The sequence below is a fragment of the Streptomyces xanthochromogenes genome (genome assembly GCF_014650455.1).
Classification (GTDB): domain Bacteria; phylum Actinomycetota; class Actinomycetes; order Streptomycetales; family Streptomycetaceae; genus Streptomyces; species Streptomyces xanthochromogenes.
Genome location: NZ_BMUZ01000006.1, coordinates 1 through 25,425, shown reverse-complemented (window position 1 = coordinate 25,425; position 25,425 = coordinate 1). Strand labels below are relative to the sequence as shown.

The window sequence follows — 25,425 nt, the reverse complement described above, 5'->3', positions numbered from 1 at the left end:
TACGTTTGCGTCTCGATTGAGCGGAGCCTACTCTCGTACGTGCAGGAGTGCCCCTTGTTTTTCTCCGGAGGGAACGATGTCGACGCAGGCCGCCACGGCCGCTGCCCGCCGCAGCAAGATCAGCCCCGAGCGTGAGCTTGAGCTGTACGACGCGGTGCTCGACCTGCTCAGAGAGGGCGGCTACGACTCCGTGACGATGGAGGGCGTGGCCGCGCGCACCAAGTGCGGCAAGGCCACCCTGTACCGGCAGTGGAAGAACAAGCCCCTGCTCGTCACGGCGGCGCTGGGCCGGAACCGCTGCTCGTTCTTCTCCGGCATCGACACCGGTTCGCTCGCCGGGGACCTGCGCGAGGCGGCCCGCGCGGTGGGCCGGCGCGAGGGGCCCGACACGGCACTCATGGAGGCCGTCGGGCAGGCCTACATCAAGCATCCGGATCTGCGCGAAGCCCTGCGCGAGACCGTGCTGAACCCCGAGATCGCGGCTCTGGACGCGATGCTGCGGCGCGGGGTCGAGCGCGGCGAGGTCGCCCCGGACAACCCGGCGATCGACTACGTCGCCCCCATGGTCATGGGCATGCTGCGCGTGGAGCGGCTCTTCGAGGACCGCTTCCACGGCGAGGGCACGGTGCTCGGGCTGATCGAGTCCGTCGTGCTGCCGGCCCTGCGGATCGGCTGAGCCGGCCCGGGGCCCGCCCCGGTGAACAGCGCCTGTGAGGGCTATGGCCCAAGTTGCCTGTGCTGTACGTGAGTTGGCCCTCCGCTGGAGGGTCGCCGAGGGGGCCGGGCGCGGTCAGACCGCGATGACCGTCACGCCCGCCTCGGTGAACTCGGCGACCGTCGCGTCCGAGACTGCCGTGTCCGTCACCAGCGTGCCCACCTGGTCCGTCGCGCAGATCCGGGCGAAGGTGCGCTTGCCCAGCTTCGTGGAGTCGGCGGCCACCACGACCCGCTCGGCCCGCTCGCACAGGAGCCGGTTGATGCCGGCCTCGTCCTCGTCGTGCGCCGAGGCCCCGTGCACCACGTCGAACGCGCCCACGCCGAGCACCGCCACGTCCATCGTGATCTGGTTCAGGACGCCGCCCGCGAGGGGGCCCGTGAGCTCGTAGGACTGGGGGCGGGCCACCCCACCGGTCACCACGATCTTGAACTGCGGCCGCACCGCCAGCTCGTTGGCGATGTTGAGCGCGTTCGTCACGATCGTCAACGCCGGTGATCCATGGGCCAGTTCGGGCCGCACGGCAAGCGCGCGGGCCACCTCCGTCGTCGTGGTGCCGCCGGTCAGGCCGACCGCCTCGCCCGGCGCCACCAGATCCGCCACCGCCTTCGCGATCCGCTGCTTCTCCGAGGCCTGGCGCGCGGTCTTGTAGCGCAGCGGCAGCTCGTAGGACACCCCGTGCACGAGCGCTCCGCCCCGGGTGCGCACCAGCATCTGCTGTTCGGCGAGCTGGTCGAAGTCGCGCCGGATCGTCGCGGCCGACACCCCGAGGGCCGTGGCTGCCTCGTCGACATCGAGACGGCCCTGCTCCACGAGGAGCTCCAGCAGCGCCTGCCAGCGGGCGTCGCGCGACATCCGCGCCCTCCGTTCTTCGTACCGGTAACCGTCCGTAGTGACCTTAGCGCACGCCCATATGCTTGATCGTGCTCGATATCGAGCTATATTTTGCAGAAACAAGCACGACAGCGCGTCACATCCAAGGGTGGGAGCCCGGCATGAGCCATGTCGAGAACGAACTGAGCAGTCAGCCCGAATGCTGGAAGAGGGCGGCCGAACTGGCTCTCCAGCACAAGGACGCCCTGCCGGCCGCGGGCGAGCGCGTCGCCGTCGTCGGCTGCGGCACCTCCTTCTTCATGGCGCAGGCCGTCGCCGCCCTGCGGGAGAGCGCGGGCCTCGGCGAGACCGACGCCTTCGCCGCCTCCGAGTTCCCCGCAGCCCGCCGCTACGACCGGGTCGTCGCGCTCACCCGCTCCGGCACCACCACCGAGGTGCTCGACCTCCTCGCGCAGGTGCGCGGCCGGATCCGGACCACCGCCATCACGGCCGACCCCACCACCCCGGTGATGGAAGCCGCCGACGACATCGTGGTGCTCGACTTCGCGGACGAGGAGTCGGTCGTCCAGACCCGCTTCGCCACCACCGCCTTCACGCTGCTGCGGGCCCACCTCGGGCTGCACACCGAGCAGGCCGTCGCCGACGCGCGCACCGCGCTCGCCGAGCCGCTGCCCGAAGGCCTCGTGGGATCCACCCAGTTCAGCTTCCTCGGCCGCGGCTGGACCAACGGCCTCGCCCAGGAAGCCGCCCTCAAGATGCGCGAGGCGTCGCTCTCCTGGACCGAGGCCTACCCGGCGATGGAGTACCGCCACGGCCCCATCAGCATCTCCACCACCTCGACCGCGACCTGGATGTTCGGCGAGGCCCCCGAAGGGCTCGCCGAGCAGGTGGCCGCCACCGGCGCCCTGTGGATCGAGGGCCGCCTCGACCCGCTCGCCGAACTCGTCCGCGCCCAGCGCCTCGCCGTCGCCGTCGCGGCCGCCCGCGGCCTGGACCCGGACCGGCCGCGCCACCTCACCCGCTCGGTGATCCTCGACGCCTGAGCGGGCCGGCACCAGAGACCGAACAACGTGACACAGGTGAAGGGGAAGCACTGATGCCACTCGCCCGGACCGGCACACTCGTCGCCGAGGCCGCCGACAAACGCCGCGCGGTCGCGGCCTTCAACATCATCACGCTGGAACACGCCGAGGCGGTCATCGCGGGCGCGGAGGCGGCCAAGTCGCCGGTCGTGCTCCAAGTCAGCGAGAACGCGGTCAAGTTCCGTTATGGCCGGGTCCTGCCGCTGGCCCGGGCGGCGGTGGCCGCCGCCGAGGCGGCCTCCGTACCGGTCGCGCTCCACCTCGACCACGTCAAGCAGGACGAGCTGCTGCGCCAGGCCGCCGACGCCGGATTCAGCTCCGCCATGTACGACGCGGCCCACCTGCCGTACGAGGAGAACCTGGCGGCGACGCGCGCCGCCGCCGATTGGGCGCACACCCAAGGGCTCTGGATCGAGGCCGAGTTGGGGGAGGTCGGCGGCAAGGACGGCAGGGCGCCGCTCGACGCCCACGCGCCCGGTGCGCGCACCGACCCCGACGAGGCGCGGCAGTTCGTCGCCGAGTCGGGCGTCGACGCGCTCGCCGTCGCCATCGGCAGCACCCACGCCATGACCTCGCGCACCGCCGAACTGGACCACGCCCTCCTGGGCAGGCTCGACGAGGCGCTGCGGGTGCCGCTGGTCCTGCACGGCTCCTCCGGGGTTCCGGACGACGCCCTGTCGGCGGCCGTGGCCGGCGGCATCGCCAAGGTCAACATCGGCACCGCCCTCAACATCGCGATGACCGACGCGATTCGCAGCTACCTCGCCGCCAACCCCGAGGCGGTCGACGCCCGCACCTATCTGACGGTCGGCCGTCAGGCGATGGCCGCGACCGTCACCCGGCTCATCGGCGTACTCGACCGGACCGTCTGAGGCGTGGGAACCCGCCGCCGGGGCCCCGTCGGGCACCCGGCGGCGGAGGCGTCGCGGCCCTGTCGGCCGCCCGGCGGCGAAAGCGCCACGTTCTGCCCGTCCGGCGCTCTTCCGATGTGGCCGGACGTCATAGACGATGGGCCTGTGGACAGGCATGAGCACGCTCGGCTCGACGCGCTGCAGCGCGACCCCTATCCGCACTATGCGCGGGCCCGGGAGGCCGAAGGGCTGACCTTCGTGCCGGAGCTCGACGCCTGGCTGGTGGCCCGGGACGCGGATGTGCGCGAAGTCCTGCGCCGGCCCGAGGCGTTCTCCTCCGCCAACGTGCTGCGCCCCGACGTGCTGCCCGGGCCCACGGTGCTCGCCGAGATGGGCCGGGGCTTCGGCGGCCGCCCCGTCGTGGTCAGTTCCGACGGCGCCCAGCACCAACGGCTGCGCGCCCCCATCGTGCACGGCCTCTCGCCCGCCCGCGTGGCCGCGATCGTGCCGTACGCGGTGGAGCGGGCCACCGCGCTCATCGACGGCTTCGCCGAGAGCGGCTCGGCCGACCTGATGGCCCAGTTCGCGCTCGAACTGCCCGGCCAGGTGATCGGACGCCTCGTAGGGCTCGACCCGGCCGACGTGCCGCTCGCCGTGCACGGCGGCTACCGTGCCGAGCAGCTGCTGTTCCGGCCGATGGACGAGCCCGGCCAACTGGCCGCCGCGCGCGACGTCGTCGCGATGCAGCACCTCCTCGACACCTACGTACGGGAGCGCCACGCCCGCCCCCAGGACGACCTGTGCACCTCGCTGATCGGCGCGCTCGCGGCGGGCGGGGAGTCACCGGGTGCCGAACTCACCCTGGACGAGCGGCACGAGATGGTCGCCCATCTGCAGAACTTCCTGCTCGCCGGGCACCTCACCACGAGCGCCCTGATCGGCTCCACGGTGCTGCACCTGCTGCATCATCGGGCGCAGTGGGAACTGCTCTGCGAGAAGCCCGAGTTGATACCGTCCGCCGTCGAGGAAGCCGCCCGCTACGACAGCCCGATCCAGGGCTTCCGCCGCATCACCACCCGCCCGGTCATGCTGTCCGGCACCGAACTCCCCATAGGGGCAGTGGTGTTCGTGGCGTACGGCTCCGCCAACCGCGACCCGAGCCGCCATGAACGCCCCGACGTCTTCGACATCACCCGCCCGCCCGCGCGCCACCTCGCCTATGGATACGGCGTGCACGGCTGTCCGGGCTCGTCCCTGGCCCGCGAACAGCTCCGGGTCGCCCTCGAACTCCTGACGGCTCGCCTCCCGGGACTGCGCCTCGCGGAGGACAGACCCGTCGTCATGCGCCCCACGATGATCCACCGCTCGCCCGAGGAACTGCCGGTGCTCTGGTAGGCGCCACGACATATCCTCCGACCATGCGCGTCGCACTCTTCGTCACCTGCGTTAATGACGCGGTGTACCCGGCCACCGGCATCGCGACCGTCAAGCTGCTCGAACGGCTGGGCGTCGAGGTCGACTTCCCGGCCGGCCAGACGTGCTGCGGACAGCCCCAGTTCAACACGGGCTACCGGCACGAGACCGAACCTCTGGTGCGCCGGACGGGCCGCGTCTTCGAGGGCTACGACCACGTCGTCACCCCGTCCGGCTCCTGCGTGGCGATGATCCGTGACAACTACCCGCGCATCGGCCGGCGGGCGGCCGCCGAGGGGCGGGGCGGCGAACTGGCCGAGGTCGCGCGGTCGCTGGTCCCGCGCGTGTACGAGCTGACGGAGTTCCTCGTCGATGTGCTGGGCGTGACCGACGTCGGCGCGTACTTTCCGCACACCGTCACCTACCACCCCTCCTGCCACGGGCTGCGCCTGCTGGGCCTCGGCGACCGGCCGCGCAGGCTCCTCGAAGCGGTCAAGGGCCTGGAGCTGCGGGAACTGCCCGGCGCCGAGGAGTGCTGCGGCTTCGGCGGCACCTTCGCCGTCAAGAACCCGGACGTCTCCGCGGCGATGGGCACCGACAAGGTGCGCAACGCCGTCGCCACCGGAGCCGATGTGCTGTGCGGCGCCGACAACTCCTGTCTGATGCACATCGGCGGCATCCTCCACCGCCAGGACGCCCCCCTGCGGGCCCTCCACATCGCCGAGATCCTCCTCAGCACGGAAGCGGAGCCCCATCTGTGAGCGGCACCTTCGTCGGCATGCCCGCGTTCCCGAAGGCGGCGCGCGACGCCGTGCGGGACACCACCCTGCGCGGCAATCTGCGGCACGCCACCCACACCATCCGCGACAAGCGCGCCAAGGCGGTCGCCGAACTCGACGACTGGCAGCAGCTGCGCGAGGCGGGCAAGCGCATCAAGGACCTGACGCTCCGTCATTTGGACCGCCATCTCCTGCGGCTGGAGGAGTCGGTCACGGCTGCCGGGGGAACGGTCCACTGGGCTGCGGACGCGGCGGAGGCCAACCGCATCGTGGGGGACCTGGTCAAAGCCACCGGAGAGACCGAGGTGGTGAAGGTCAAGTCGATGGCCACGCAGGAGATCGGCCTGAACGAGGCGCTCGCCGCCGAGGGCATCCACGCCTACGAGACCGACCTCGCCGAGCTGATCGTCCAGCTCGGCGACGACCGGCCCTCGCACATCCTGGTCCCGGCGATCCACCGCAACCGCGCCGAGATCCGCGCCATCTTCCGCGACAGGATGGCCGGTTGGGGCCGGCCCGCACCGGAAGGACTCACCGACAACCCCGCCGACCTCGCCGAGGCGGCCCGGCTGCACCTGCGCGAGAAGTTCCTGCGGGCGAAGGTCGGCATCTCCGGCGCCAACTTCATGGTCGCCGAGACCGGCACCCTCGTCGTCTTCGAGTCCGAGGGCAACGGCCGGATGTGTCTGACCCTGCCCGAGACCCTGATCTCCGTCGTCGGCATCGAGAAGACCGTCCCCACCTGGCAGGACCTGGAAGTTTTCCTCCAGACCCTGCCGCGCTCCTCGACCGCCGAGCGCATGAACCCGTACACCAGCATGTGGACCGGCACGGCCGACGGCGACGGCCCCCAGACCTTCCACCTCGTCCTGCTGGACAACGGCCGCACCGACGCCCTCGCCGACGACGTCGGCCGCCAGGCGCTGCGCTGCATCCGCTGCTCGGCCTGCCTCAACGTGTGCCCGGTCTACGAACGGGCCGGCGGGCACGCCTACGGCTCGGTGTACCCGGGCCCCATCGGCGCCATTCTGACCCCTCAACTCCGCGGCACCACAAGCGAGATCGACGCGTCGCTGCCGTACGCCTCCTCGCTGTGCGGCGCCTGCTACGAGGTGTGCCCGGTCGCCATCGACATCCCGGAGGTCCTGGTCCACCTCCGCGAGAAGGTGGCCGACCGAGGCGGCCCGGGGCACCGCCTGGAGAAGGCCGCGATGAAGGCAGCCACCTGGGCCATGGACCACCCCGGGGCCATGGCCGCGGGGGAGCGGGCGGCGTCGCGGACCCGCGCCCTGCACCCGAGGCGTCCCCCCGGCGCCGGCGCCTGGACCGACAGCCGCGACCTGCCCGAACTCCCCGCAGAACCCTTCCGTGACTGGTGGAGGAAGAACCGCACATGAACGCGCGCGACCGCATCCTGGCCCGGGTCCGGGCCGCAGTGGAGGGTGCTCCCGAGGCCCCGCCGGTCGTCCGCGACTACCTCGTGAGCCACACGCCCGACGACCCGGCGGCCGTCCTCGACCTGCTGCACGAGAACCTCGTCGACTACCGTGCCCGCGTGCACCGCACGGATGAAGCGGGCATCGGTGCCCTCGTCGCCGGACTCCTGGCCGCGCGCGGGGCCGGCAGTGTCCTCGTACCGCGGGGGCTGCCGCCCGAGTGGCTGGCGGAGGCCGCCTGCGCACATGTGGAGGACGGAGCGGAGTCGACCGCCGCGGATCTCGACGCCGTCACCAGCGTGGTCACCGGCTGCGCCCTCGCGATCGCCGAGACCGGCACCCTCGTCCTGGACGGGGGACCGGCCCAGGGGCGACGCCGCATCACGCTCGTGCCGGACCACCACATCTGCGTGGTGCGGGTGCCCGGCCAGATCGTCGCGTCCGTACCGCAGGCGATGGCGCGGCTGGACCCCGGGCGGCCGCTGACCTGGATCTCCGGCCCGTCGGCGACCAGTGACATCGAACTCGACCGGGTCGAGGGCGTGCACGGCCCCCGCACCCTGGACGTGGTCCTGCTCAGCCCCTGAGCCGGGGCGCCTCGGCCGCCGCGTCGAGCGGCCCCGGCAGGCGTTCCGCCAACTCCCGTGCCCAGGCCGCTAGCCCGGCCAGATCGATCCCGTACGTGGGCACGCCGTTCCCGGCCGCGTACCGGGCGAGGGAGTCCGTGCCGCGCTCCAGCAGGGAGGCTCCGCCCCGGGCGTTGCCGCGCGCGGCATGTGTGAGGCCCACCGCCAGCTGAGCCAGGCCCCGCCACAGCGGTTCCTCGCGCGAGGGGCCCGACTTCCACGCGTCCTCGAAGACCTCGTGCGCGTGGAACGGCATCCCGGCGTCGAGGAGCCGCTGGGCCTCGGCCAGGGTCTGCCCGGGCGTGCGCGCCACGCCCTCCGGCTGACGGGCCACCCCGTCGGCGCCGTAGGGCAGCGGCCGCCCGAGCCCGTCCCTGGGCCGCGCGTTGCGCGCCCGCCCCTCGGCATCACGATCACGTGCGGAACCGTCCATGTGCCGATTGTCCCCCGTTCCTGTCGCGGTGCCGGAGTGCGGTATGGTTCTCATGCACGAACGGCCGGGGGAAACCCCAGGTCAGACGGGCATCGGGACGTGGCGCAGCTTGGTAGCGCACTTGACTGGGGGTCAAGGGGTCGCAGGTTCAAATCCTGTCGTCCCGACTTGCAAGAGTCGCAGATCAGGGCCGGTATCGGAGAAATCCGACACCGGCCCTCGCTCGTGGTGCGGGACGGTCGGGTACCACCCCGGTCGTGCCGTGCCGCACGACCGCGGCGGTCGGGGTGCCACCCCGGTCGTGCGGGACGGTACGGCTAGGGCACGTACGTGCGTGCCACCTCCGTCAGCAGTCGGCCGAGGATACGGGGCCCGTTCTGCGTCAGGACGGACTCGGCGTGGAACTGCATGGACGCGAACCCCCGGGCTCTGAGGGCGTGCACCTCACCGGTCGACGGGTCACGGCTCACCTCGACCGGGCCGTGGACCGGATGCTCGAAGCCGTCCGCCCCCGACGTCGCGGCGAAGGTGTTGTAGAAGCCCACCCGCTCGTGCTGTCCGAACAGGTCGATCCGGTGCTGAGCGCCCTGGTTGGGAACCGCACGGCGCACCAGGGGCAGCCCGAGCAGCGTGCTCAGCACCTGATGGCTCAGGCACACCGCCAGGAACGGCCGCCGCTCCTGGAGGAGCTGGGCCACCGCGGTCCGCAGGTGCGCGATCTTGGGGTGGCCGAAGTCGCGGGGATCGCCCGGGCCCGGGCCCATGACGACCAGGTCGTACCCGTCGACGTCGTACGCCTCGTCGAAGCGCCGCACGGTCACCTCGCAGCCGAGGGAACGGACCTGATGCGCGATCATCGCGGTGAAGGTGTCCTCCGCGTCGATCACCAGCACGCTGCGCCCGGCGAGTTCCTCGACCGCGCCGGCGCGGCTGTCCAGGTCCTGGAGCCAGAACTGCCCGATGGTGCCGTTGCGTTCACCGAGCGCACCGAGGACGGCCGGGTGTGCGCCGAACCTGGTGGGCTCCGGCTCACCGAGCGCGGCGAGCAGCCCGGCCGCCTTGGCCCGGGTCTCCTGTACTTCGGACACCGGGTCCGAGTGCCGCACCAGGGTCGCCCCGACACCGATGTTCAGGCGGCCGTCGATGTCGATGTCGGCGGTACGGATCAGGATGGCGGAGTCCAGCGTGCGGTTGCCCGCGGCATCGTGGCCGATCAGCGCCGCGACCCCGCTGTAGTAGCCGCGACCGCCCGGCTCGTAGCGGTTGATGACCTTGGCGGCGCTCTCCAGCGGCGAGCCCGTCACCGTCGGCGCGAACAGCGTCTCGCGGAGGATCTCCCGGACGTCGCCCCGAGTCTGCCCCTCGATGAAGTACTCGGTGTGGGCCAGCCGGGCCATCTCCTTGAGGTAGGGCCCCACCACCCGGCCGCCCGTGGGGCAGATGCGCGCCATCATCTTCAGCTCTTCGTCGACGACCATGTAGAGCTCGTCGGCTTCCTTCGTGTCGGCCAGGAAGTCCAGGACGCCGTCGAGGCGCGGTCCGTCCGCCGGGTAGCGGTAGGTGCCGCTGATGGGGTTCATCACCGCCGTGCCGTCGCGGACGCTGAGGTGCCGTTCCGGGGTGGCGCCCACGAACGTCCGCTCCCCGGTGTGGATGAGGAACGTCCAGTACGCTCCGGCTTCGCGCTCCAGCAGGCGGCGGAAGAACGACAGCGCGGCAGATGTGTCGAAGCCGGGCAACTGGGCAGTGAACGAACGCTTGATGACGAAGTTGGCTCCCTCGCCGGTGCCGATCTCATCCGCGATCACGCGGCGCACGATGTCCGCGTAGGCGTCGTCGTCCACGTCGAAACGGCCCTCGGTCATCTTGACCGGTTCGTTCGGCAGCAGCGCCACCGTCTCGCCGAGCGGGAGGGCGGCCTGCTCACGCACCTCCATCGCGAGCAGCGGAGCGCCGTCGCGGTGGGCGGCGAAGCCACGCTCGGTGATCTGCTGGTAGGGGATGAGGACCAGGAGTTCCTGACCGGCTCCGGACCCGGCCCGGGCGGACAGGGGGAGCCCGGCGAGTGTGTCGGCCTGCGAGACGTCGCCGACCATCACCTCCAGGCGGTCCGGGCCGCCGGACTCGGGGCGGTGCAGCAGCGCGAACGCCCCCGCGGATCCGTCGAGGACGCCCGCCAGGAGTCGGTGTGCCGTGTCCTGTGGTGCCAGGGGGGCCTGTGGTGCCATGGGCCTTCCTTTCGCCCGGGTCGCGCTCACCGCGCTGCCCGCGTCGCGGCGTCGAGTTCGCTCAGCACGGACTTGGCCGTCATGACGCGGGCGGCTCGCCGGGCCGCGTAGTCGAGCGCCAGGCGGTGGTCGTCCGCGGAGAAGTCGGCCACCGCGTCGGCGACCAGGATGGGCTGGATGTCGTGGGTGAACGCCTCGACGGCGGTCATCAGCACGCCGACATGGGCGTACACCCCGCAGATGATGAGCTGGTCGCGGTCGTGGCGGCGCATCCGCTCCAGGAGGTCGGACTTGAAGAAGGCGCTGTAGCGCCACTTCGTGAACTCCCAGTCGCCCGGCTCCGGTTGGAGGGGTTCCACGACCTGCCGATGCTCGGGGGTGGGAGCCATGCCCGGGCCCCAGAAGTCGGCGAGCAGGCCGCGCTGTTCGGTGGTCATGCCGCCGGGCTGAGCGGTGTAGGCCACCGGGATGCCGAGTTCGGCGCATCGCGCGCGCACCAGCGCCGCGTTGTTCACCAGGGCGTTCCCCGGCGCCTCGGACGGCGGGAACGGAGCGAGGAAGTACTTCTGCATGTCGTGCAGGAGCAGCACCGCCCGGCGCGGGTCCACCGGCCAGGCAACGGTGTTGGGCGGGAGGTCGCCCTCCTCGGGCATCGGGTACGGCTCAATGGGGGGAATGCCAGGCATGGGCCTGTCGGTCCTTTCGTGACGGGACACCGAGCGCGGCACCGTCGTCCACGGTCGGATCGCGGACGACGACGCGGGCGGTACGGCACCCGCGCGTCGGCGGCGGAGGCTTTCCTTCGGCTCGACCGGGTGGGCTCATCCCCGCCATGCGGAGACGACTTCGATGGCCTGCCGCGGGTTGAGACGGGGGTCGCAGAAGCTGAGGTACTTGTCGCCCAGGCGGTCGAGGCCGGACTCGTCCAGAACGCATTCGGTGACCGTGTCCGGGGTCGTCTCCAGGTGCAGGCCCGCCGCGACGCCGCCGTTCTCGCCCACCGCGGCCTGGAAGTTCTCGACCTCGCGGACGATCGTCCGCACCATACGGGTCTTGAGCCCCTCGGGGCTGGAGACCGTGTTGCCGTGCATCGGGTCCGACAGCCACAGCACCGGGTGGCCGGCCTGGGCAACTGCCTTGACCAGCAAGGGCAGTTTCTCCCCGGCGTTGTCGGCACCCATGCGAGCGATCAGCGTCAGCCTCCCGGGCCGCCGCTGGGCGTCCAGGCGCTCGCACAGGGCGAGGAGTTCGTCGGGGCTCATGGACGGGCCGACCTTGACCGCGACCGGGTTGGAGATCGCGGCGAGGAGCCCGATGTGGGCGCCGTCCAGTTGTCTGGTGCGCTCACCCACCCACGGCCAGTGCGTGGACGTCAGCAGGAGCGAGCCGTCCGGCTCACGGCGCAGCAGGGGCAACTCGTAGTCGAGGAGCAGGGCCTCGTGGCTGGTCCACACCGGCACCTCCAGCTCGGACCGGCTCGCGGAGCCGCGCCAGCCGAGGTAGTGCATGGTGTCGCTCGCGGACCGGTATCCGCTCAGCAGGTGACGCGGATCGGGACGGCGCCGCACGGCATCCGGCTCCGGCCGGTTGACCATGTGCCCGCGGTAGACGGGCAGTTGGGTGCCGTCGACGGTCTCGGTGGGGGAGGAGCGGGGCTTGCCGTACTGCCCGGCGATCCTGCCCACCCTGATGACGGGGCTGCCCGAGGCGAGCTTCATCGTGCCGGCCAGCACGTCCAGTAGCGCGGCCTTGCGGCTGACGTCCTCGGGTGTGGCCTCGGCGGGGTCCTCGGCGCAGTCCCCGGTCTGAATCACCTGCAGGTGCCCGGCGGCCGCTTCCATCAGCAGCGCTCGCAGGCGGCGCACGGCATCGGCGTCCACGAGGGCCGGCATCCGCCCGAGGTCCGTACGGACCTCTTCCAGCGACGGGTGGCTCTCCCAGTCGGGCTGCTGCAACGCGGGTGTGGACCGCAGGTATGACTGAATGTCGATCATCGATTCCCTCATCGAGCATGCCGGAGCGAGTCCGGGCAGGAGCGGACGTGGTCAATCGCAGGGGGACACGGATTTCGCTCCGGGGAATGGAGCGGGCCGGTGTGCGTTCGCCATGCGCGAGGCGCGCGGACGGGCTTCAGGGGGAGTACGGGCAAATTCCGGGGAGTACGGGTGATTCCGGGGAACGCCACAGGATTGCCGCCGTCGGATTCCCTCTTCGGAGGACGTGCCCGCCGGCTTCGTTCCAGGGCTTGAACTGATCCGTTGACCCTTACTATCGGCCGACGGAATGAGCCGTGCAATGGCTGCTTCGCTAGTACGTCAAGTAACTTCACCATCGACTGCGTGCGGCCGGGCCCGACCGGAAGGGCGGGAAAGGGGCTGTTCCGAAGGAGCGGGAATCACGGCAGCGACGGAAACGGCTGTGAGCAGAAGATTACGGCGCCGCGTCCAGCCACCCGTGAATCCGCGGAGTCTGCCGTCGCCGATCCTGGGGCCGGGTACGAGCAGTCGAGCGTGGAACGTGCCGTCGTCCGGAGAGAGGGTGACCACCACCTGATCGAATTCCAGCCACCGGCCGGTCCATGGATACCAGGCCTTGAAGACGCTCTCCTTTGCGCTGAAGAGCAATCGATCCCAGCTGACCCCGGGCCGGCGCACTCCCAATTCGGCGAGATGAGTGCGCTCTTCGGCCACGGTCACGCGGGCGCGCACGCCGGTGGGGATCGGCGCGTCGGGCTCGGCGTCGATGCCGACCGCCGCGATGTCGGACCGCCGGGCCACGGCCGCCGCACGGTATCCCGCACAGTGGGTCAGGGATCCGACGACGCCGTGGGGCCACCGCGGAGCGCCTTCGTCGCCGGGCAGGATCGGCCCCGCGGGAATGCCGAGCTGTCCCAGCGCCGTGCGAGCGCAGGCCCGCACGGCGGCGAATTCGCGGCGCCGCGCGCTGCCGGCCCCGGAAATCACCCGGTGCTCGGAAGGGAAGAGGGTATCGCCCGGGACGTCTTCGTATCTTTCCGCGCAAGCCATCGGTGCGGGCAGCAGGAATTCGATCAACGCCACCTGCCTACAGTTCTTTTCAGGGCCCATCGCCCCGGCAGGGATTCGGGTAACCTGCCGGGGCGGCATACATGTTCCTTGACGGGGTGGGCGATGAACCGCTTCACAGGGCGATGAGTGACTTCAGGTCCTCGGCGTATTTGCGGATGAGGGAGGGTGAGAGCTGTGGAATGTCCGCGTCGGCCCCTAACTTCACGGCCCGGACGGCCGCACGGAATCGGTCGGAGGGTATGACGGAGCCCCGGACTGCCGTTTCCGGGTCCTTGAATCCGTGGATGAGCGGCAGGGCGGAATGCCGCCGTTGTTCTTCGGGAAGCGCCCGCATGGCCGCCTCGAATCGGTCGAGCCAGTCCGTGTATGCGTCGATGCGCTCGATGCGGTGGCCCGCATCAATCAGCCAGTCGATGAAGGTGTCGAGCGAGATTCCGTCGTCGTGCGGATTGACCAGGCTGAACGTCCGGTAGGCGTCGGACACTTGGCCGCCCAGGGTCACGACGGCGGCAGCCGTGAAGTCCACGGGCAGTCCGTCGTAGTGCGCCCTCGGCCGGTCCTCTCCGCCGTCACCGCGGTAGAAGGACGAAGGTGCGACACCGGTGGCGAGCACGCTGAAGAGGAGCCGGGTGAACATGTCGGGGACGTTGAGCTGCCCGCTGTACGTCCTGTGGGCGAGAATCATGTTGGAGCGGAACACGGTGACCGGCAGACCGCACAGGTCGTGGGCTTCGCGGAGCAGCACCTCTCCGGCCCACTTGCTCGTCGCGTAACCGCCGGCGTAGCCCTCGTCCACCGGCTGGACGGGAAGGGCTTGGCGTACGTCGGGGTCCTCGCCCAGAGCGGGACGCGTGGAGGTGGCGACAGCCACGCTGGAGACGTAGGTGAACGGCTTCTTCCGCCCGGTGAGCGCCAGCCGGATCAGCTCGGCGGTACCCAGCACGTTGGCTTCGAAGAGGTGGTTGTACGGCAGGACGTGGTTGACGAGCGCGCCGGCGTGCACGATCGAGTCCACCTGTTCGGAGAGCCTGTTCCAGGTGCGGTCGCTCAACCCCAGCTGGGGTTCGGCGATGTCGCCCGCCACGACCTCCAGGTGGTCCGCGGCCAGGGCCCGGAACCGTTGGGCCGGCGCTCCGTCACCGTCGGCGAACGAGTCCTCGATGCGCTTCCTGGCGGCCGCCACGTCCTTGCCGCGCACGAGGCAGATCAACTGCCCGTCCACGCTTGCCAGTTGCTCCAGCCACTCCAGGCACAGGAAGCGCCCCAGATATCCGCTGGCCCCGGTCAGCAGCACGGTCCGAGGCGCCCCGGCAGACGGCGCGAGCTGCTGGGCCCCGGCGATGATCCGCGCATCCATGAACTTCTCCAGGGTGAGGTCCCCGGCCCGGACCTCGGTGCTTCCCTTCCCGTGCACCGACGCGAAGCCGGGCCGGTTCCGTCCGGTCTCGCGCTTGGCCTGGATGTGTCCGGCCAGCTGCCGAAGGTCGGTGGCGGCGCTGATGATCATGTCCACGGGTACCCGGACCTCGAAGATGTCATCGAGGAGATCGGAGAACCCCACGGCGGTGAGCGAGTCACCGCCCAGATCCCTGAAGTGTGCCGAGGGGCTCACCTCGGCCCCCGAGCCGCCGAGCAGCGCCTGGACCGCGCGCTGGACCGTCTCCAGTACGGAGCGCTCGCCGGCGCCGCGACGGACGTCGAGCAGCTTCTCGCTCTCGCGCGCGGTGATGTCGGCGTACAGCTCCTCCAGACGCTCCCGGTAGCGCTCCAGGAGACGGGGGCGCAGAAACTTGCGGTGGTCGGACAGCAGGCCGTTCTCCTGGCTGAACGGCTCGGGCTCGATCAGGAACTCACGCGGGATCTCGTAGGAGTTCAGTCCCTCCTCCTTCGCGACCCGCAGGAAGGACTCGTTGAGCTGCTGCCGCAGATCCTCCGGCCGGCCCTCGAAGCGCCCGAGGGAGTCCGCGGAAGGGACGACGACCGCCAGCAGATAGGAGCGCTCACTGTTGCCGTACACGAACACCTGGCGGACCAGGGGGCTGTAGGCGAAGATCGCCTCCAGCCGGGAGGTCGCCACGAACTCGCCCTGGGACAGCTTCAGCACGCTCTTGCGGCGGTCGATGATGGCGTGCCGCCCCGGGCCGGTCTCGGCGACTATGTCACCCGTCCTGTAGTAGCCGTCCTCGTCGAGGAGGTCGGCCGTCAGCTCCGGGTGGGCGTAGTACCCGGGTACCAGGGCGTCGGTCTTGAGCAGCAGTTCTCCGCGCGGATGCGGCTGGTCGGTGAGGTAGTAGCCGAGTTCGGGAACGTCGACGAGCTTGTGGGCGGTCACCGGCGGGCTGAGCATCTCCCCGTCGACCGATACCGCCGCTGCCTCGGTGGAGCCGTAGATGATGTGCAGCTCGATGCCGAGGAGCGACTCCATGAAGGTGGTCAGTTCGGCGGACAACGGTGCGGACGCGCAGCCGGCCCACGCGACGTGACCGCCCAGCAGATTCACCCGCATATCTGCCTTGACCCGATCCTCGACGGCGGCCCGGTCGGCGGGTTCCGCAGCGGCCCGCCGGTCGAGTTCGCTCTGGTATTTCTGGAAGATCAGCTCACATACCCGCGGTATCAGCGAGAGTTCCGTCGGACGGGCCAGCGCGATGTCCTCGAAGAACGTCGACAGATCGCTCTTGGCCGTGAAATACGTAATGCCGCCCCGTGCCAGGGTGTTCTTCAACGAGGAATGGCCTGCCACGTGGCTCATCGGCATATAGCTGAAAGTGACCGTCTGGCCCTCGGAGAAGAGCTTCGACCACGCTCCGCCCCACATCGCACTCGTCAGGCGGTCGGTGTACATGGCGCCCTTGGGCGTTCCGGTGCTCCCCGAGGTGTAGATGAGCATCGCCAGCGGGTCGTCATCGTCGCCGGGGACGAACAAGGGCGCTTCAGGAAGGCCGACCCCGTGCCTCAGCAGCTCCGGCAGGGCATCGACCCGCACGGCGCGGCCGGCGCCGTCGAGACGGCCGCGGGCGGACTCCAGCGCGTCGACGTGGTCGCTGACTTCGGCATGGAAGTCGAACACCAGGATGCGCTCGACCGAGGGGCTCTCGACGGCGAGACCGACCGCCGCATCAAGGCGTTCGACGCTCGCGCCGACCAGGCGCGACTGGGTCTCGTCGATGATCGACCGCTGCTGTGACGCGGGCGAACTGGTCTGGAGCGGAACGCTGACGAACCCGAGGTGTGTGCAGGCAAGATCGACGACGGTGTAGTCACCGCTGGCGAAACCGAGCATGGCGACCCGGTCGCCCGGCTTCAGCTGGTGGTCGTCGTGCCAGGCATTGGCCACCGCGCGCACGCGGGCCCACAACTCGCCGAAACTGGTTGTCTCGTACCGCGGAAGCAGGCGGTACGAGACGCGGCCGGTCGCCGGGTCCCGCACGAACTCCTTCGCACGTTCGCCGATGGCGGGCCGGTCCGCATGGCGCACCATTACGTCTTCCATCACTTGCGCAAGTCGCATTGTTGGCCTCCGCGTAGTGTAACGACCTATTACCTCAGTTGCCGGCAACGGGGATTCATGGCCTTCGGAGACGGCATCCCGTGCACACGAAAAGGAGGGGTGTCGATATCGGGCATGCATGACCGGCCGCAGGGTCAAAAGATCTCCTGGACCGCCTTTGCCCGTGAGGCGACGCTACCTACTCGAACACCGGTCGGCCAGGCGGTCGGACTTCTATGTCAGGTCCGTCGCGCGGTAATTCTCCGACAGTCCGCGAAGCCACGGAGAACGCAATGCGAGAACGCAGTGCGAGAGGGAATTGTGCGCGCGAATCGCGGAAGGTCCGGACGGCGAACCCGCCGATCAGCCCTTGACCGGAGAGCCGATGCCGGACTGGCTCTGGTGGGTCAGGACGCGCAAGGCGTCCGCGGAACCAGGGTCGTTGGGGGTGTAGACCTCAAGACGGTGGTCGGGGCTGTCGGGCTGCAGCCAGACCTGGTAGTCGACGCTCGCGGCACCCACGGTGGGGTGCTGGATGTGCATGGTTCCCGTGGTGCAGTCCGCGACGTCCCGAGTGGCCCACATGGCCGAGAAGTCGTCGCTGCGCATGGTGAGTTCGCCGATCAGCTCCGCCAGGCGCGCATCGGTGGGATAGCGCCCGGCGGTCAGCCGGAGGTAGGCGACGTGCGCGCGGGCGAGTGCGTGCCAGTTGCGGTACAGGTCGCGCGTCACCGGATCGAGGAAGAACATGCGCGGGATGGACGGCCGGCGTTCGGGGTCCGACGGGCTGTCGTAGGCGATGTGATCGGCGAAAAGGGCGTGCCCGCTGCGGTTCCATGCGAGCACGTCCCCGCGCCGGCCCAGGACGATCGCCGGCGCGGCCTCACCGAGCGAATCGAGGAGCGCGAGCACGCGCTGGTGGGGTTCCTCCGCGGGGGGTTCGCCCAGCCGTGGCGTTGTCGAGTGCCGGGCGAGGTTGTGCAGGTGGACGGTCTCGGTCGGGTCGAGCTGGAGCGCTCGGGCGAGCGCGTCGAGCACCTGCTCGGACGCGGTCTCGGCCTGCCCCTGTTCCAGGCGTGTGTAGTAACCGGCGCTCACTCCGGCGAGTTGGGCGAGCTCCTCCCGCCGCAGCCCGGGAACACGGCGCCCCGTCCCATGAGTGCGCAGCCCGATCTCGTCCGGGGTGACCCGGTCGCGGCGGCTCTTCAAGAACGTTCCAAGGCTTTCCACGGCACGAGCGTAAGCGGAACCGGCACGGCGCTGGGTATACCTGTCGGGTCTACCCACGGCAGGGGGGTGGCTGTCGTCGGCGCGGTGCCCCACGGTCGAGGACATGTCGCAACAGCACACACCCAACTCACCCGGTCTGCGCGCATGGCTGGGCCTGCTGGTCGTACTGGGACCCGTCCTGCTGGTCTCCATGGACGGATCGATCCTGTACCTGGCGATGCCCCGGGTCACTCAGGACCTCACACCGACCGCCGATCAGGCGCTGTGGACCCTGGACATCTACGGCTTCGCGGTCGGCTCCCTGCTGATCGCGTTCGGCAACATCGGCGACCGGTACGGGCGTCTGAAGCTGCTGATGATCGGGGCGACTGTCTTCGGCCTCGCCTCCGCGGGGTCGGCGTTCGCGCCGAACGCGGAGCTCCTCATCGCGTCCCGCGCCCTGATGGGTGTGGCCGGCGCGACGCTCCTGCCGTCCGCACTGGCCGTGCTGAGTGAGCTGTTCAGCGATCCGCGACGGCGGGGACAGGCCATCGGGATCTTCGCCGCCGCCTTCGCCGCGGGGTTCGCCATCGGCCCGGTGGCGGGCGGCATCCTGCTGGAACGGTTCTGGTGGGGCTCGGTCTTCCTGATCAACCTGCCCGTCATCGCCCTGTTCCTGATCTTCGCGCCGATCCTGCTGCGTGAAGTGAGTACGACCCGCCCCGGCCGCATCGACCGGTTCAGCGTGGTGGCCTCCGCGGCCGGCCTCCTGGGCGTCGTCTACGGTCTCAAGAACGCCGCCGCCGAAGGCATCTCGCTCCTCCCCACCCTCGTGGGACTGGGCGGGATCGTGCTGCTGGCCCTGTTCGTGCGCCGCCAGCGGCACATCGAGTACCCGTTGATGGACTTCACCCTCTTCCGCGACCGGGTCTTCACCGTCGCGATCATCACCGGCCTGCTGCCTCTGGCGGCCTGGTCGGCGGCCGCTTACCTGTCGGGCGTCTACCTCCAGTCCGTCCTCGGCCTCCCGGTCCTGGAGGCGGCGCTCCTGGCCCTTCCCGGGGCGGCGGTGCTCACCACCACCTGCGTCGTCACGCCCCTCGTGGTCGATCGCATCGGCAAGCGGACGATGCTCATCATCTGCCACTTCTCCATCGCGGCCGGGCTGCTGTTCCTGCTCCCCGCCAGCACCACCGGCGGGATCGGCTGGTACATCGCCTCCACGTCGATCGCGGGTCTCGGCTACGGCATCTCCTTCAGCGTCGTCGCCGACACCGCCGTCGGCGCGGTGCCCGCCGAACGAGCCGGATCGGCGGGCGCGATCGCCGAGACCAGCAACGAGATCGGCAACGCCCTGGGCATCGCTCTCATCGGCTCCCTCGCCGCTCTGGTATTCCGCCTCCAGGGGCCCGATCTCGCGCCCACCCTCGACGAGACCCTCAACCTGCCCGGCCTCGCGTCCTCGGTGGTCGGCGACGCGAAGTCGGCCTTCGTCACCGGCCTGCACGTGGCCGTGGCCGTGGCCAGCCTGCTGCACGTCGCACTCGGCCTGCTGGCGCTTCGCTGGCTGCCCAGGGGCGCGGCCGAGGAGAAGGCCGCGGACTCCGTGTCCGACGAAAACGCCGATCTCTCGCTCCGCCCGTAGACACGCGATGCCCACCGCGGGACCCCGCACGGCCGGGTCCCGCGGTGGCACCACGGCACTCCGCCCACTGCCCACCCGTAACCGAAGCCGAAGCTGCGGCCGCACCCGTAACCGAAGCCGCACCCAAAGCCGCAGCCGGCGGTGCGTCTCGGCGGCCGCGTCGGCGAAGGCGCAGCAAGAACTGAGGCCCAAGTCCAGCCCCACGCCAGCACTTTGCTTAATAAAGATGAAACCTATGCCTGTGTTTTACGTCATAGCCTAGCTCGCCCGGGCCTGTTGGGATGGTGCTCGACCACGCGGCACACCTGAACGTCTCTCTCAGCGGGAGGGCGCTCCGTGCTGTGCCCGACAGCTCTCCCGAAGGAGTACGGGCGTGCAGAGCAGAGCCATCGTCCGCCGCAAGTCCCCGACGGCCACCGCAGTGGCCGTCGGCACCGGCACCCCCGACGCGCCCCTGAAGCCATGGCGCCAACGGCGTCCCCGTGCACACCAGTTACCCCAGCCGGGCCGGACAGGGAGGGGCGCGGGGACACGCGGCATCCGTTCTGGACACGAACCCATCCGTGGCACGGCGCGCGAGCGCCGGTACTAGGCCGCGCGGAACGGAGGGGGTGTCATGGACATCAAGGTGCTGGGTCCGTTCTCCGTTCGGGAACGAGGCGGCACGATCACCTCACCCTGGCCGCAGGCGACGCAGGTGCTCGCACTGTTGGCAGCGCAGGCCGGTGGCATCGTGCCGACCGCCCACCTGATCGAGGAGCTGTGGCCCGGCCTTCCGCCACGCCATGCCGAGGACCTGGTGGAGGGTCACGTCCGGCACCTGCGCTCCCAGGTGGGGGCGCCGGCCGCGCGTACGGGCCATGCCGAAGTCCAGCCCGCCGATGCGGCGTTGGCCTCCGTGCCCGGCGGATACCGTCTCGACAGCGGCGACGGTGCGCACGACGCGCGGGCCTTCCAGCGTGCCGCCGGAGCCGGCTACCGGGCCATGGAGACCGAGGACTTCGAGCGCGCCGCCGGGCGGCTGCGCGAGGCGCTGGGGCTGTGGGGAGGCAAGCCGTACGCGGGCGTGCGCACAGGGCCGCATCTGCGGGCCCACGCCGCCCGTCTGGAGGAGTCCTGGAAGCGGGCCCTCGATCAGTGGATCGCCGCCGGGTTACAGCTGGGACGGTGCCGCGAACTCCACGCCGAACTCCTGGTCCTGCTGTCCGACTTCCGTCCCCGCCAGCCCTTGTACGAAGGCCTGTGGGCAGGACTGCAGCTCGGCGGGGACCCCTGCCGACTGCTCAGAAACCACCAGCGGCTGAGCCGGGGGAGCCGAATCCCCTTGGCGTCGGCCTCCGTTCATGTCTGCGGCCACCCGAAGCGCTCCCTGGCGGGAGGCTTCGCCACCGAGCCGGCGATCACGGGCCGACCGGCCGGACCGCATCCCTTCGCATGGCACAGCCGTCCAACTGGACTGACCGCCAACGGCATTGGTGAGTGGGGAGCACTCTCGTACCCGTCGTAGCGGTGCGGACGCCCGCGCACCCGGCCGCCTCGCGGAGGTGAACGCACCGCCTCTGCGAGGGGCCCTCGGCGCCTGCCACCAGGATCGGGAGGTTCTCGGCCACCAGCTGTCGGCTCCGCTTGGTGACCCCGGCACCGTCGGACCTTGTTTGCGCAGGTCACGGTTGACTGGCGAATTGAACACGAACTAGTTTCAAGCGCGTCAGGGGACAGGACCGCCGGGGGGCGCAGCGTGTCAGCGGAAACATGGGGCACGGAATCGAGTCTGCTCACGGTCCTTGAGCTCCTGGCCCAGGACGCACCGCAGCACCGGTTCGACGAGCTCGTCCAGCGGGCGAAGCGCGCAGGTGCGGCCGCGGACGACGTACAGCGCCTCGAACGGGCCGTGCACCTGGTCGAAGAGGTCCAGAACGCCCGCGACTCGCGGCGTCGGCGCGAGAACGGCCTGGCCGAACTCGTCGAGACCGCACGGGAATTGACCGTCCCGCACGACCTCGAATCGCTGCTCCGGCTGGTCGCCCAGCGCGTCAAGAGGCTGCTCAACCTCGACATGACCTGCGTCGCCCTGCAGGACGCCCACCAGGACCTGTACATCCACACCTGTGAGGGGTCGACCACCGCGCTGGTCATGGGACACCCGATTCGGGACAGCCGTGGTCTGGGGCAGCGAGCGCTGATGAGCGGGGCGCCACTGTGGACGGCCGACTATCTCGGTGACGACAGCATCGCGCACAGCCTGGCGAGCGATGCGGTCGTGCGGGCCGAGGGGGTGCGCGCCTTGCTGGCGGTCCCCCTGCGCAACGGAGGCAGCAGCATCGGGGTGCTCTACGCGACGATGCGCACCGTGCGGCACTTCACCCCCGAGGAGATCAGCCTGGTCGACTCGTTCGCCGCCCTCGCGACGGTGGCCATCGAACGCGCCGACCGCCTCGACCGGGCCAGCAACGAGGTCAGCGAACTCGAACTGGACCGGTTCCGCACGCGGACCAGGCTGGTCAGACTGCAGCAGCTGAGCGAGGCCCACAGCTCCACCATGGACCTCCTGCTCTCCGGCGCGGACCTGGACACCGTGGCGAAAGCGATGGGTGACGCGCTGGACGGGGCGCTTCAACTGCGCGACACCTCCGGTCACTTCCTGGCAGGCAGTGCACAGCTGCCGGACCTGGACGAGGATGCCCTGGCGGCCGCGACGCTCGACGCACACACCTACCGCAGGCCCGTGGCCGCCTCTGGCACCACCTGGGTCGCTCCGGTGACGGCCGGAGCGGAGGAGCTCGGCACACTGGTGCTGTGCCCGGCCACCGCGCTGGTCGGGGGAGACGAATGGCTCCTGCAGCTCACCGCCCATGCCTTCGCCATCCAGTTGCTGCTCCAGCGCAGTGCGGCCGTGGGCGAAGGATCGGTGCGCGACGAACTCTTCAACGACCTGCTGACCCCCGGGCACAGCGGCCAGAACGAGCTCAAGGTCCAGGGGGCCGGCCGGCTGGGCGTGGACCTGGAGGTCCCGCACGTTCTGCTCGTGGTGCGCCCCGAGGGCGGCGAGCCGGGCCGCGCGGTGGCGTGGGGCTCGTCGTACGCCCACCGGGTGACCGGTCTCAAGACCGTCCGCGACGGCTGCGTCGTCCTCCTCGTACCCGGGCGCGACACGTCGGCGATCGCACGTTCCGTCGCCGACGAGCTGTCACCCCTGCTCGGCCATCCGGTGTCCGTCGGCGCGGCAGGACCTGGCCGGGGCGTGGACGAGGTCGCGCGCATGTATCAGGAGGCGAAGCGCTGCCTGGACGCGCTGACCGCCCTGAACCGCACGGGAAGCGTCGCCTCGATGCGGGATCTGGGGTTCTTGGGCCTGCTCCTCTCCGACGACCACGATGCCGGCCTGTTCATCGAGACCGCCATCGGACCGGTCCTCGGCTACGACTCCGACCGGTTGACGCACCTCACCGGAACGCTGGAGGCCTACATCCGTTCGGGCGCCAGCCCGACCAGCGCCGCCGAGGCACTGCACGTGCACCCCAACACCGTGTCGAGGCGCCTGGAGCGCATCACCGAACTCCTCGGTGCGCGATGGCAGCAGCCGGATCGCCTCCTCGACATCCAACTGGCGCTCCGCCTCCATCGCATCCGCGAGGTGCTGATCCGGCAGCCCGGCACGGGGACCGGTCACGCGGACACGGGCACGACGCCGCGCGCCATTCCGTAGTCGTCCCTCGCCAGCACGACCGCGGTGTGGGCCGCGGACGCGAGGGTGATGTGCCGGTGCCATCCGCGGAACGAACGGCCCACGAAGTCCCGAAGCCCCGTTGCCTCGCCCACGTGTGAGAAGTCGCGGTCGACCCGCCGGGTCAGCTTGGTCAGACGCAGCAGCGGTGCGACCTGAAGCTGCGTCATGTCGGTGAGCCACACCTGCGCCGGTGGCCGCGCGGGGTCGAGCCACTCGCCGACGAGCAGCAGCTGCCGCGGATGTCCCGCACCCGGGCCGGCCGGGCAGGTGACCGCGACCGCAGCTGCCAGAGAGGTACGCGACGTCCAGCTGGTTTCCGCGTCCAGCCAGTGCACCGGGCGGCGCATGCCCTTGACCATCTCCAGGATGCGGCGGGCCGGGAGAGCGCCGGCGCCGTAGCCCGGCAGGGCCCGGTCGCCAACGGCGAGGGGGTAGGAGGCATCGACGCGGGCCAGCACGGGCAGGCCGGCCGACGCGAACCGCGCCATCGCCTTCGCGACCCCGCCCTGCCGCAGATCGACGAGCACGGGCCTGCGCCGGCCGCCCCTCAACCGCACCGTGTCCAGTGCGGCGGCGACCGCACACTCCTCCAGGCTCTCCGTGTCGAACTCCTCGGGCACTTCCGCCCGGTCGCGCCGCTCGTGATCGTTCACCCACTGATGGGGCAGGAAGAGCCGCCAGTTGATCGGTGCGCTCAGCCGCTCGCTCACCGACCACACGCCGAAAGCCCGCTGGCCGCGGAACGTCTTTCCCGACTGCGGCGCGAACAGCTTGTCCACGCCCACCGAGTGCTCGCCCGCCTTGGGTATCTGCGTCGAACGCACCACCCAGGCCTGGGAACAGTGGATCTGCTCCAGATGCGAGGCCAGCGCCGCGCGCAAGGGACGCCAGTCCCAGGTGGAGCTCGAAATGAAATGGTGCAGCCCCTGTTCCGCCGACGAACCGCCGACCTGCGCGGCGATGTTGCGAATGGACTTGCGCCCCGGCGCCGTCAGCAGCCCTTGGAGGTACTGCTCGGCCTTGCGGCGCTGGTCCTTCCTGCGGAACGAGGAGAACAGGGTGGATGACAGGTCGGCGACGATCTCGTCGAACACGGTGGTGTCCGATGGCAGTCGCCACTCGGCATCGCGGTTGGCCGGATCCTCCGTGCGTACTGTGCTGATGGCAGTCGTCTTCACAATGCTCCAGCGATGTCGGGCCGTTTGCGCTACTGCCACACGATCGCTGCGCGGGACCTGCCCGGGGGAGGTGTGCAGAGCACCGTAATCGGACCGGACGCGCTGCTTCGGCCACCTCCCCCTGCACCCCGCGGACGGTCATGGGCCCGACGGCGGCCGCCGGGCCCGGCCCGGTCACCGGATCTGGAGGTTGTCGAGGTAGGAGGTGACGTTGCGGCGGGTCTCGGGCACGCTGTCACCGCCGAACTTCTCGGCGACCGCGTCCGCGAGGACGAGCGCGACCATGGCCTCGGCGACGATGCCCGCGGCCGGCACGGCACACACGTCCGAGCGCTGGTGATGCGCCTTGGCCGCCTCACCCGTGACGACATCGATGGTGGCCAGCGCACGCGGCACGGTCGCGATGGGCTTCATCGCGGCCCGCACCCGCAGCAGCTCACCGGTGGTCAGGCCGCCCTCGGTGCCGCCGGAGCGGCCGGAGGTGCGCCTGACGCCGTCGGCGGTGTTGACGATCTCGTCGTGCGCCTGCGAACCCGGCACCCGGGCAAGGTCGAAGCCGTCACCGACCTCGACGCCCTTGATCGCCTGAATACCCATCAGCGCGGCAGCGAGCCGCGCGTCCAGACGCCGGTCCCAGTGCACATGCGAACCAAGCCCCACCGGCACGCCGTAGGCCAGCACCTCGACCACACCGCCCAGCGTGTCACCGTCCTTGTGGGCCTGATCGATCTC

20 protein-coding genes and 1 tRNA gene are annotated in these 25,425 nt (G+C 70.6%); 11 read left to right on the top strand and 10 right to left on the bottom strand.

Annotation, left to right across the window (positions count from 1 at the left end; genetic code table 11):
- Positions 1-76: 76 nt before the first annotated feature.
- Entirely contained in the window at positions 77-676 is a 600-nt protein-coding gene (locus IE267_RS16960) for a TetR/AcrR family transcriptional regulator (protein WP_189763798.1), read from the top strand.
- A gap of 114 nt (positions 677-790) precedes the next feature.
- On the opposite strand, the gene IE267_RS16955 is transcribed toward IE267_RS16960, so the two are convergent.
- Positions 791-1,570, bottom strand: a complete 780-nt coding sequence (locus IE267_RS16955) for a DeoR/GlpR family DNA-binding transcription regulator (protein WP_167152167.1) — start codon at positions 1,568-1,570, stop codon at positions 791-793.
- A 140-nt stretch (positions 1,571-1,710) separates the two neighbouring features.
- Between IE267_RS16955 and IE267_RS16950 the strand changes: the two genes are divergently transcribed.
- From IE267_RS16950 to IE267_RS16925, 6 genes are all read left to right on the top strand, one after another.
- A complete protein-coding gene (locus tag IE267_RS16950; protein ID WP_189763797.1) occupies positions 1,711-2,592 on the top strand; it encodes an SIS domain-containing protein in 882 nt (293 codons plus the stop codon).
- A gap of 53 nt (positions 2,593-2,645) precedes the next feature.
- Entirely contained in the window at positions 2,646-3,503 is an 858-nt protein-coding gene (locus tag IE267_RS16945) for a class II fructose-bisphosphate aldolase (RefSeq protein WP_189763796.1), read from the top strand.
- Positions 3,504-3,647: 144 nt separating this feature from the next.
- Positions 3,648-4,877 (top strand): cytochrome P450, encoded by a 1,230-nt coding sequence (locus tag IE267_RS16940; protein ID WP_189763795.1) that lies wholly within the window; start codon positions 3,648-3,650, stop codon positions 4,875-4,877.
- Positions 4,878-4,900: 23 nt separating this feature from the next.
- Positions 4,901-5,656 (top strand): (Fe-S)-binding protein, encoded by a 756-nt coding sequence (locus IE267_RS16935; RefSeq protein ID WP_189763794.1) that lies wholly within the window; start codon positions 4,901-4,903, stop codon positions 5,654-5,656.
- Positions 5,653-7,071 carry a lactate utilization protein B gene (locus IE267_RS16930; RefSeq protein ID WP_189763793.1) on the top strand — a complete coding sequence of 473 codons (1,419 nt, stop codon included), beginning with the start codon at positions 5,653-5,655 and terminating at the stop codon, positions 7,069-7,071. Before IE267_RS16935 ends, IE267_RS16930 begins: the two co-directional genes overlap by 4 nt.
- Positions 7,068-7,697: a LutC/YkgG family protein gene (locus tag IE267_RS16925; RefSeq protein WP_189763792.1), complete on the top strand. Its 630-nt coding sequence runs from the start codon at positions 7,068-7,070 to the stop codon at positions 7,695-7,697. The genes IE267_RS16930 and IE267_RS16925 overlap by 4 nt, the downstream gene beginning before the upstream one ends.
- Here the strand turns inward: IE267_RS16925 and IE267_RS16920 are convergent.
- Positions 7,687-8,169: a DUF309 domain-containing protein gene (locus tag IE267_RS16920; RefSeq protein WP_189763791.1), complete on the bottom strand. Its 483-nt coding sequence runs from the start codon at positions 8,167-8,169 to the stop codon at positions 7,687-7,689. The genes IE267_RS16925 and IE267_RS16920 overlap by 11 nt on opposite strands.
- Positions 8,170-8,262: 93 nt before the next feature.
- Between IE267_RS16920 and IE267_RS16915 the strand changes: the two genes are divergently transcribed.
- Positions 8,263-8,336 (top strand) — tRNA-Pro (locus tag IE267_RS16915).
- 150 nt (positions 8,337-8,486) lie between these two features.
- On the opposite strand, the gene IE267_RS16910 is transcribed toward IE267_RS16915, so the two are convergent.
- From IE267_RS16910 to IE267_RS16885, 6 genes are all read right to left on the bottom strand, one after another.
- Positions 8,487-10,397: an anthranilate synthase family protein gene (locus tag IE267_RS16910; RefSeq protein WP_189763790.1), complete on the bottom strand. Its 1,911-nt coding sequence runs from the start codon at positions 10,395-10,397 to the stop codon at positions 8,487-8,489.
- Between the two features lie 26 nt (positions 10,398-10,423).
- The gene (locus tag IE267_RS16905) at positions 10,424-11,083 is read right to left on the bottom strand and encodes an isochorismatase family protein (RefSeq protein ID WP_167152151.1); all 660 of its coding nucleotides are present in this window, start codon (positions 11,081-11,083) and stop codon (positions 10,424-10,426) included.
- Between the two features lie 135 nt (positions 11,084-11,218).
- Positions 11,219-12,391 carry a 3-deoxy-7-phosphoheptulonate synthase gene (locus IE267_RS16900; RefSeq protein ID WP_161251705.1) on the bottom strand — a complete coding sequence of 391 codons (1,173 nt, stop codon included), beginning with the start codon at positions 12,389-12,391 and terminating at the stop codon, positions 11,219-11,221.
- Positions 12,392-12,712: 321 nt separating this feature from the next.
- Positions 12,713-13,456: a 4'-phosphopantetheinyl transferase family protein gene (locus tag IE267_RS16895; RefSeq protein ID WP_229861276.1), complete on the bottom strand. Its 744-nt coding sequence runs from the start codon at positions 13,454-13,456 to the stop codon at positions 12,713-12,715.
- Between the two features lie 100 nt (positions 13,457-13,556).
- Positions 13,557-17,075, bottom strand: coding sequence for a carboxylic acid reductase (car, locus tag IE267_RS16890; protein WP_308428816.1), 3,519 nt, complete (start codon positions 17,073-17,075; stop codon positions 13,557-13,559).
- Positions 17,076-17,297: 222 nt separating this feature from the next.
- Positions 17,298-18,164: a helix-turn-helix transcriptional regulator gene (locus IE267_RS16885; RefSeq protein WP_167152149.1), complete on the bottom strand. Its 867-nt coding sequence runs from the start codon at positions 18,162-18,164 to the stop codon at positions 17,298-17,300.
- 103 nt (positions 18,165-18,267) lie between these two features.
- Here IE267_RS16885 and IE267_RS16880 point away from each other — a divergent pair, with 103 nt between their 5' ends.
- From IE267_RS16880 to IE267_RS16870, 3 genes are all read left to right on the top strand, one after another.
- On the top strand, positions 18,268-19,788 hold the full coding sequence (locus tag IE267_RS16880) for an MFS transporter (protein WP_189763789.1): 1,521 nt from the start codon (positions 18,268-18,270) through the stop codon (positions 19,786-19,788).
- A gap of 616 nt (positions 19,789-20,404) precedes the next feature.
- Positions 20,405-21,295 carry an AfsR/SARP family transcriptional regulator gene (locus IE267_RS16875; protein WP_189763788.1) on the top strand — a complete coding sequence of 297 codons (891 nt, stop codon included), beginning with the start codon at positions 20,405-20,407 and terminating at the stop codon, positions 21,293-21,295.
- 231 nt (positions 21,296-21,526) lie between these two features.
- Positions 21,527-23,494, top strand: coding sequence for a helix-turn-helix domain-containing protein (locus IE267_RS16870; RefSeq protein WP_189763787.1), 1,968 nt, complete (start codon positions 21,527-21,529; stop codon positions 23,492-23,494).
- On the opposite strand, the gene IE267_RS16865 is transcribed toward IE267_RS16870, so the two are convergent.
- Both IE267_RS16865 and aroC read right to left on the bottom strand, forming a co-directional pair.
- The gene (locus IE267_RS16865) at positions 23,455-24,693 is read right to left on the bottom strand and encodes an IS701 family transposase (protein WP_308428815.1); all 1,239 of its coding nucleotides are present in this window, start codon (positions 24,691-24,693) and stop codon (positions 23,455-23,457) included. The two genes, IE267_RS16870 and IE267_RS16865, sit on opposite strands and share 40 nt — an antisense overlap.
- 174 nt (positions 24,694-24,867) lie before the next feature.
- Positions 24,868-25,425, bottom strand: a 558-nt coding sequence (gene aroC, locus IE267_RS16860; protein ID WP_189763786.1) for a chorismate synthase, incomplete at its 5' end; no start/stop codon positions are given.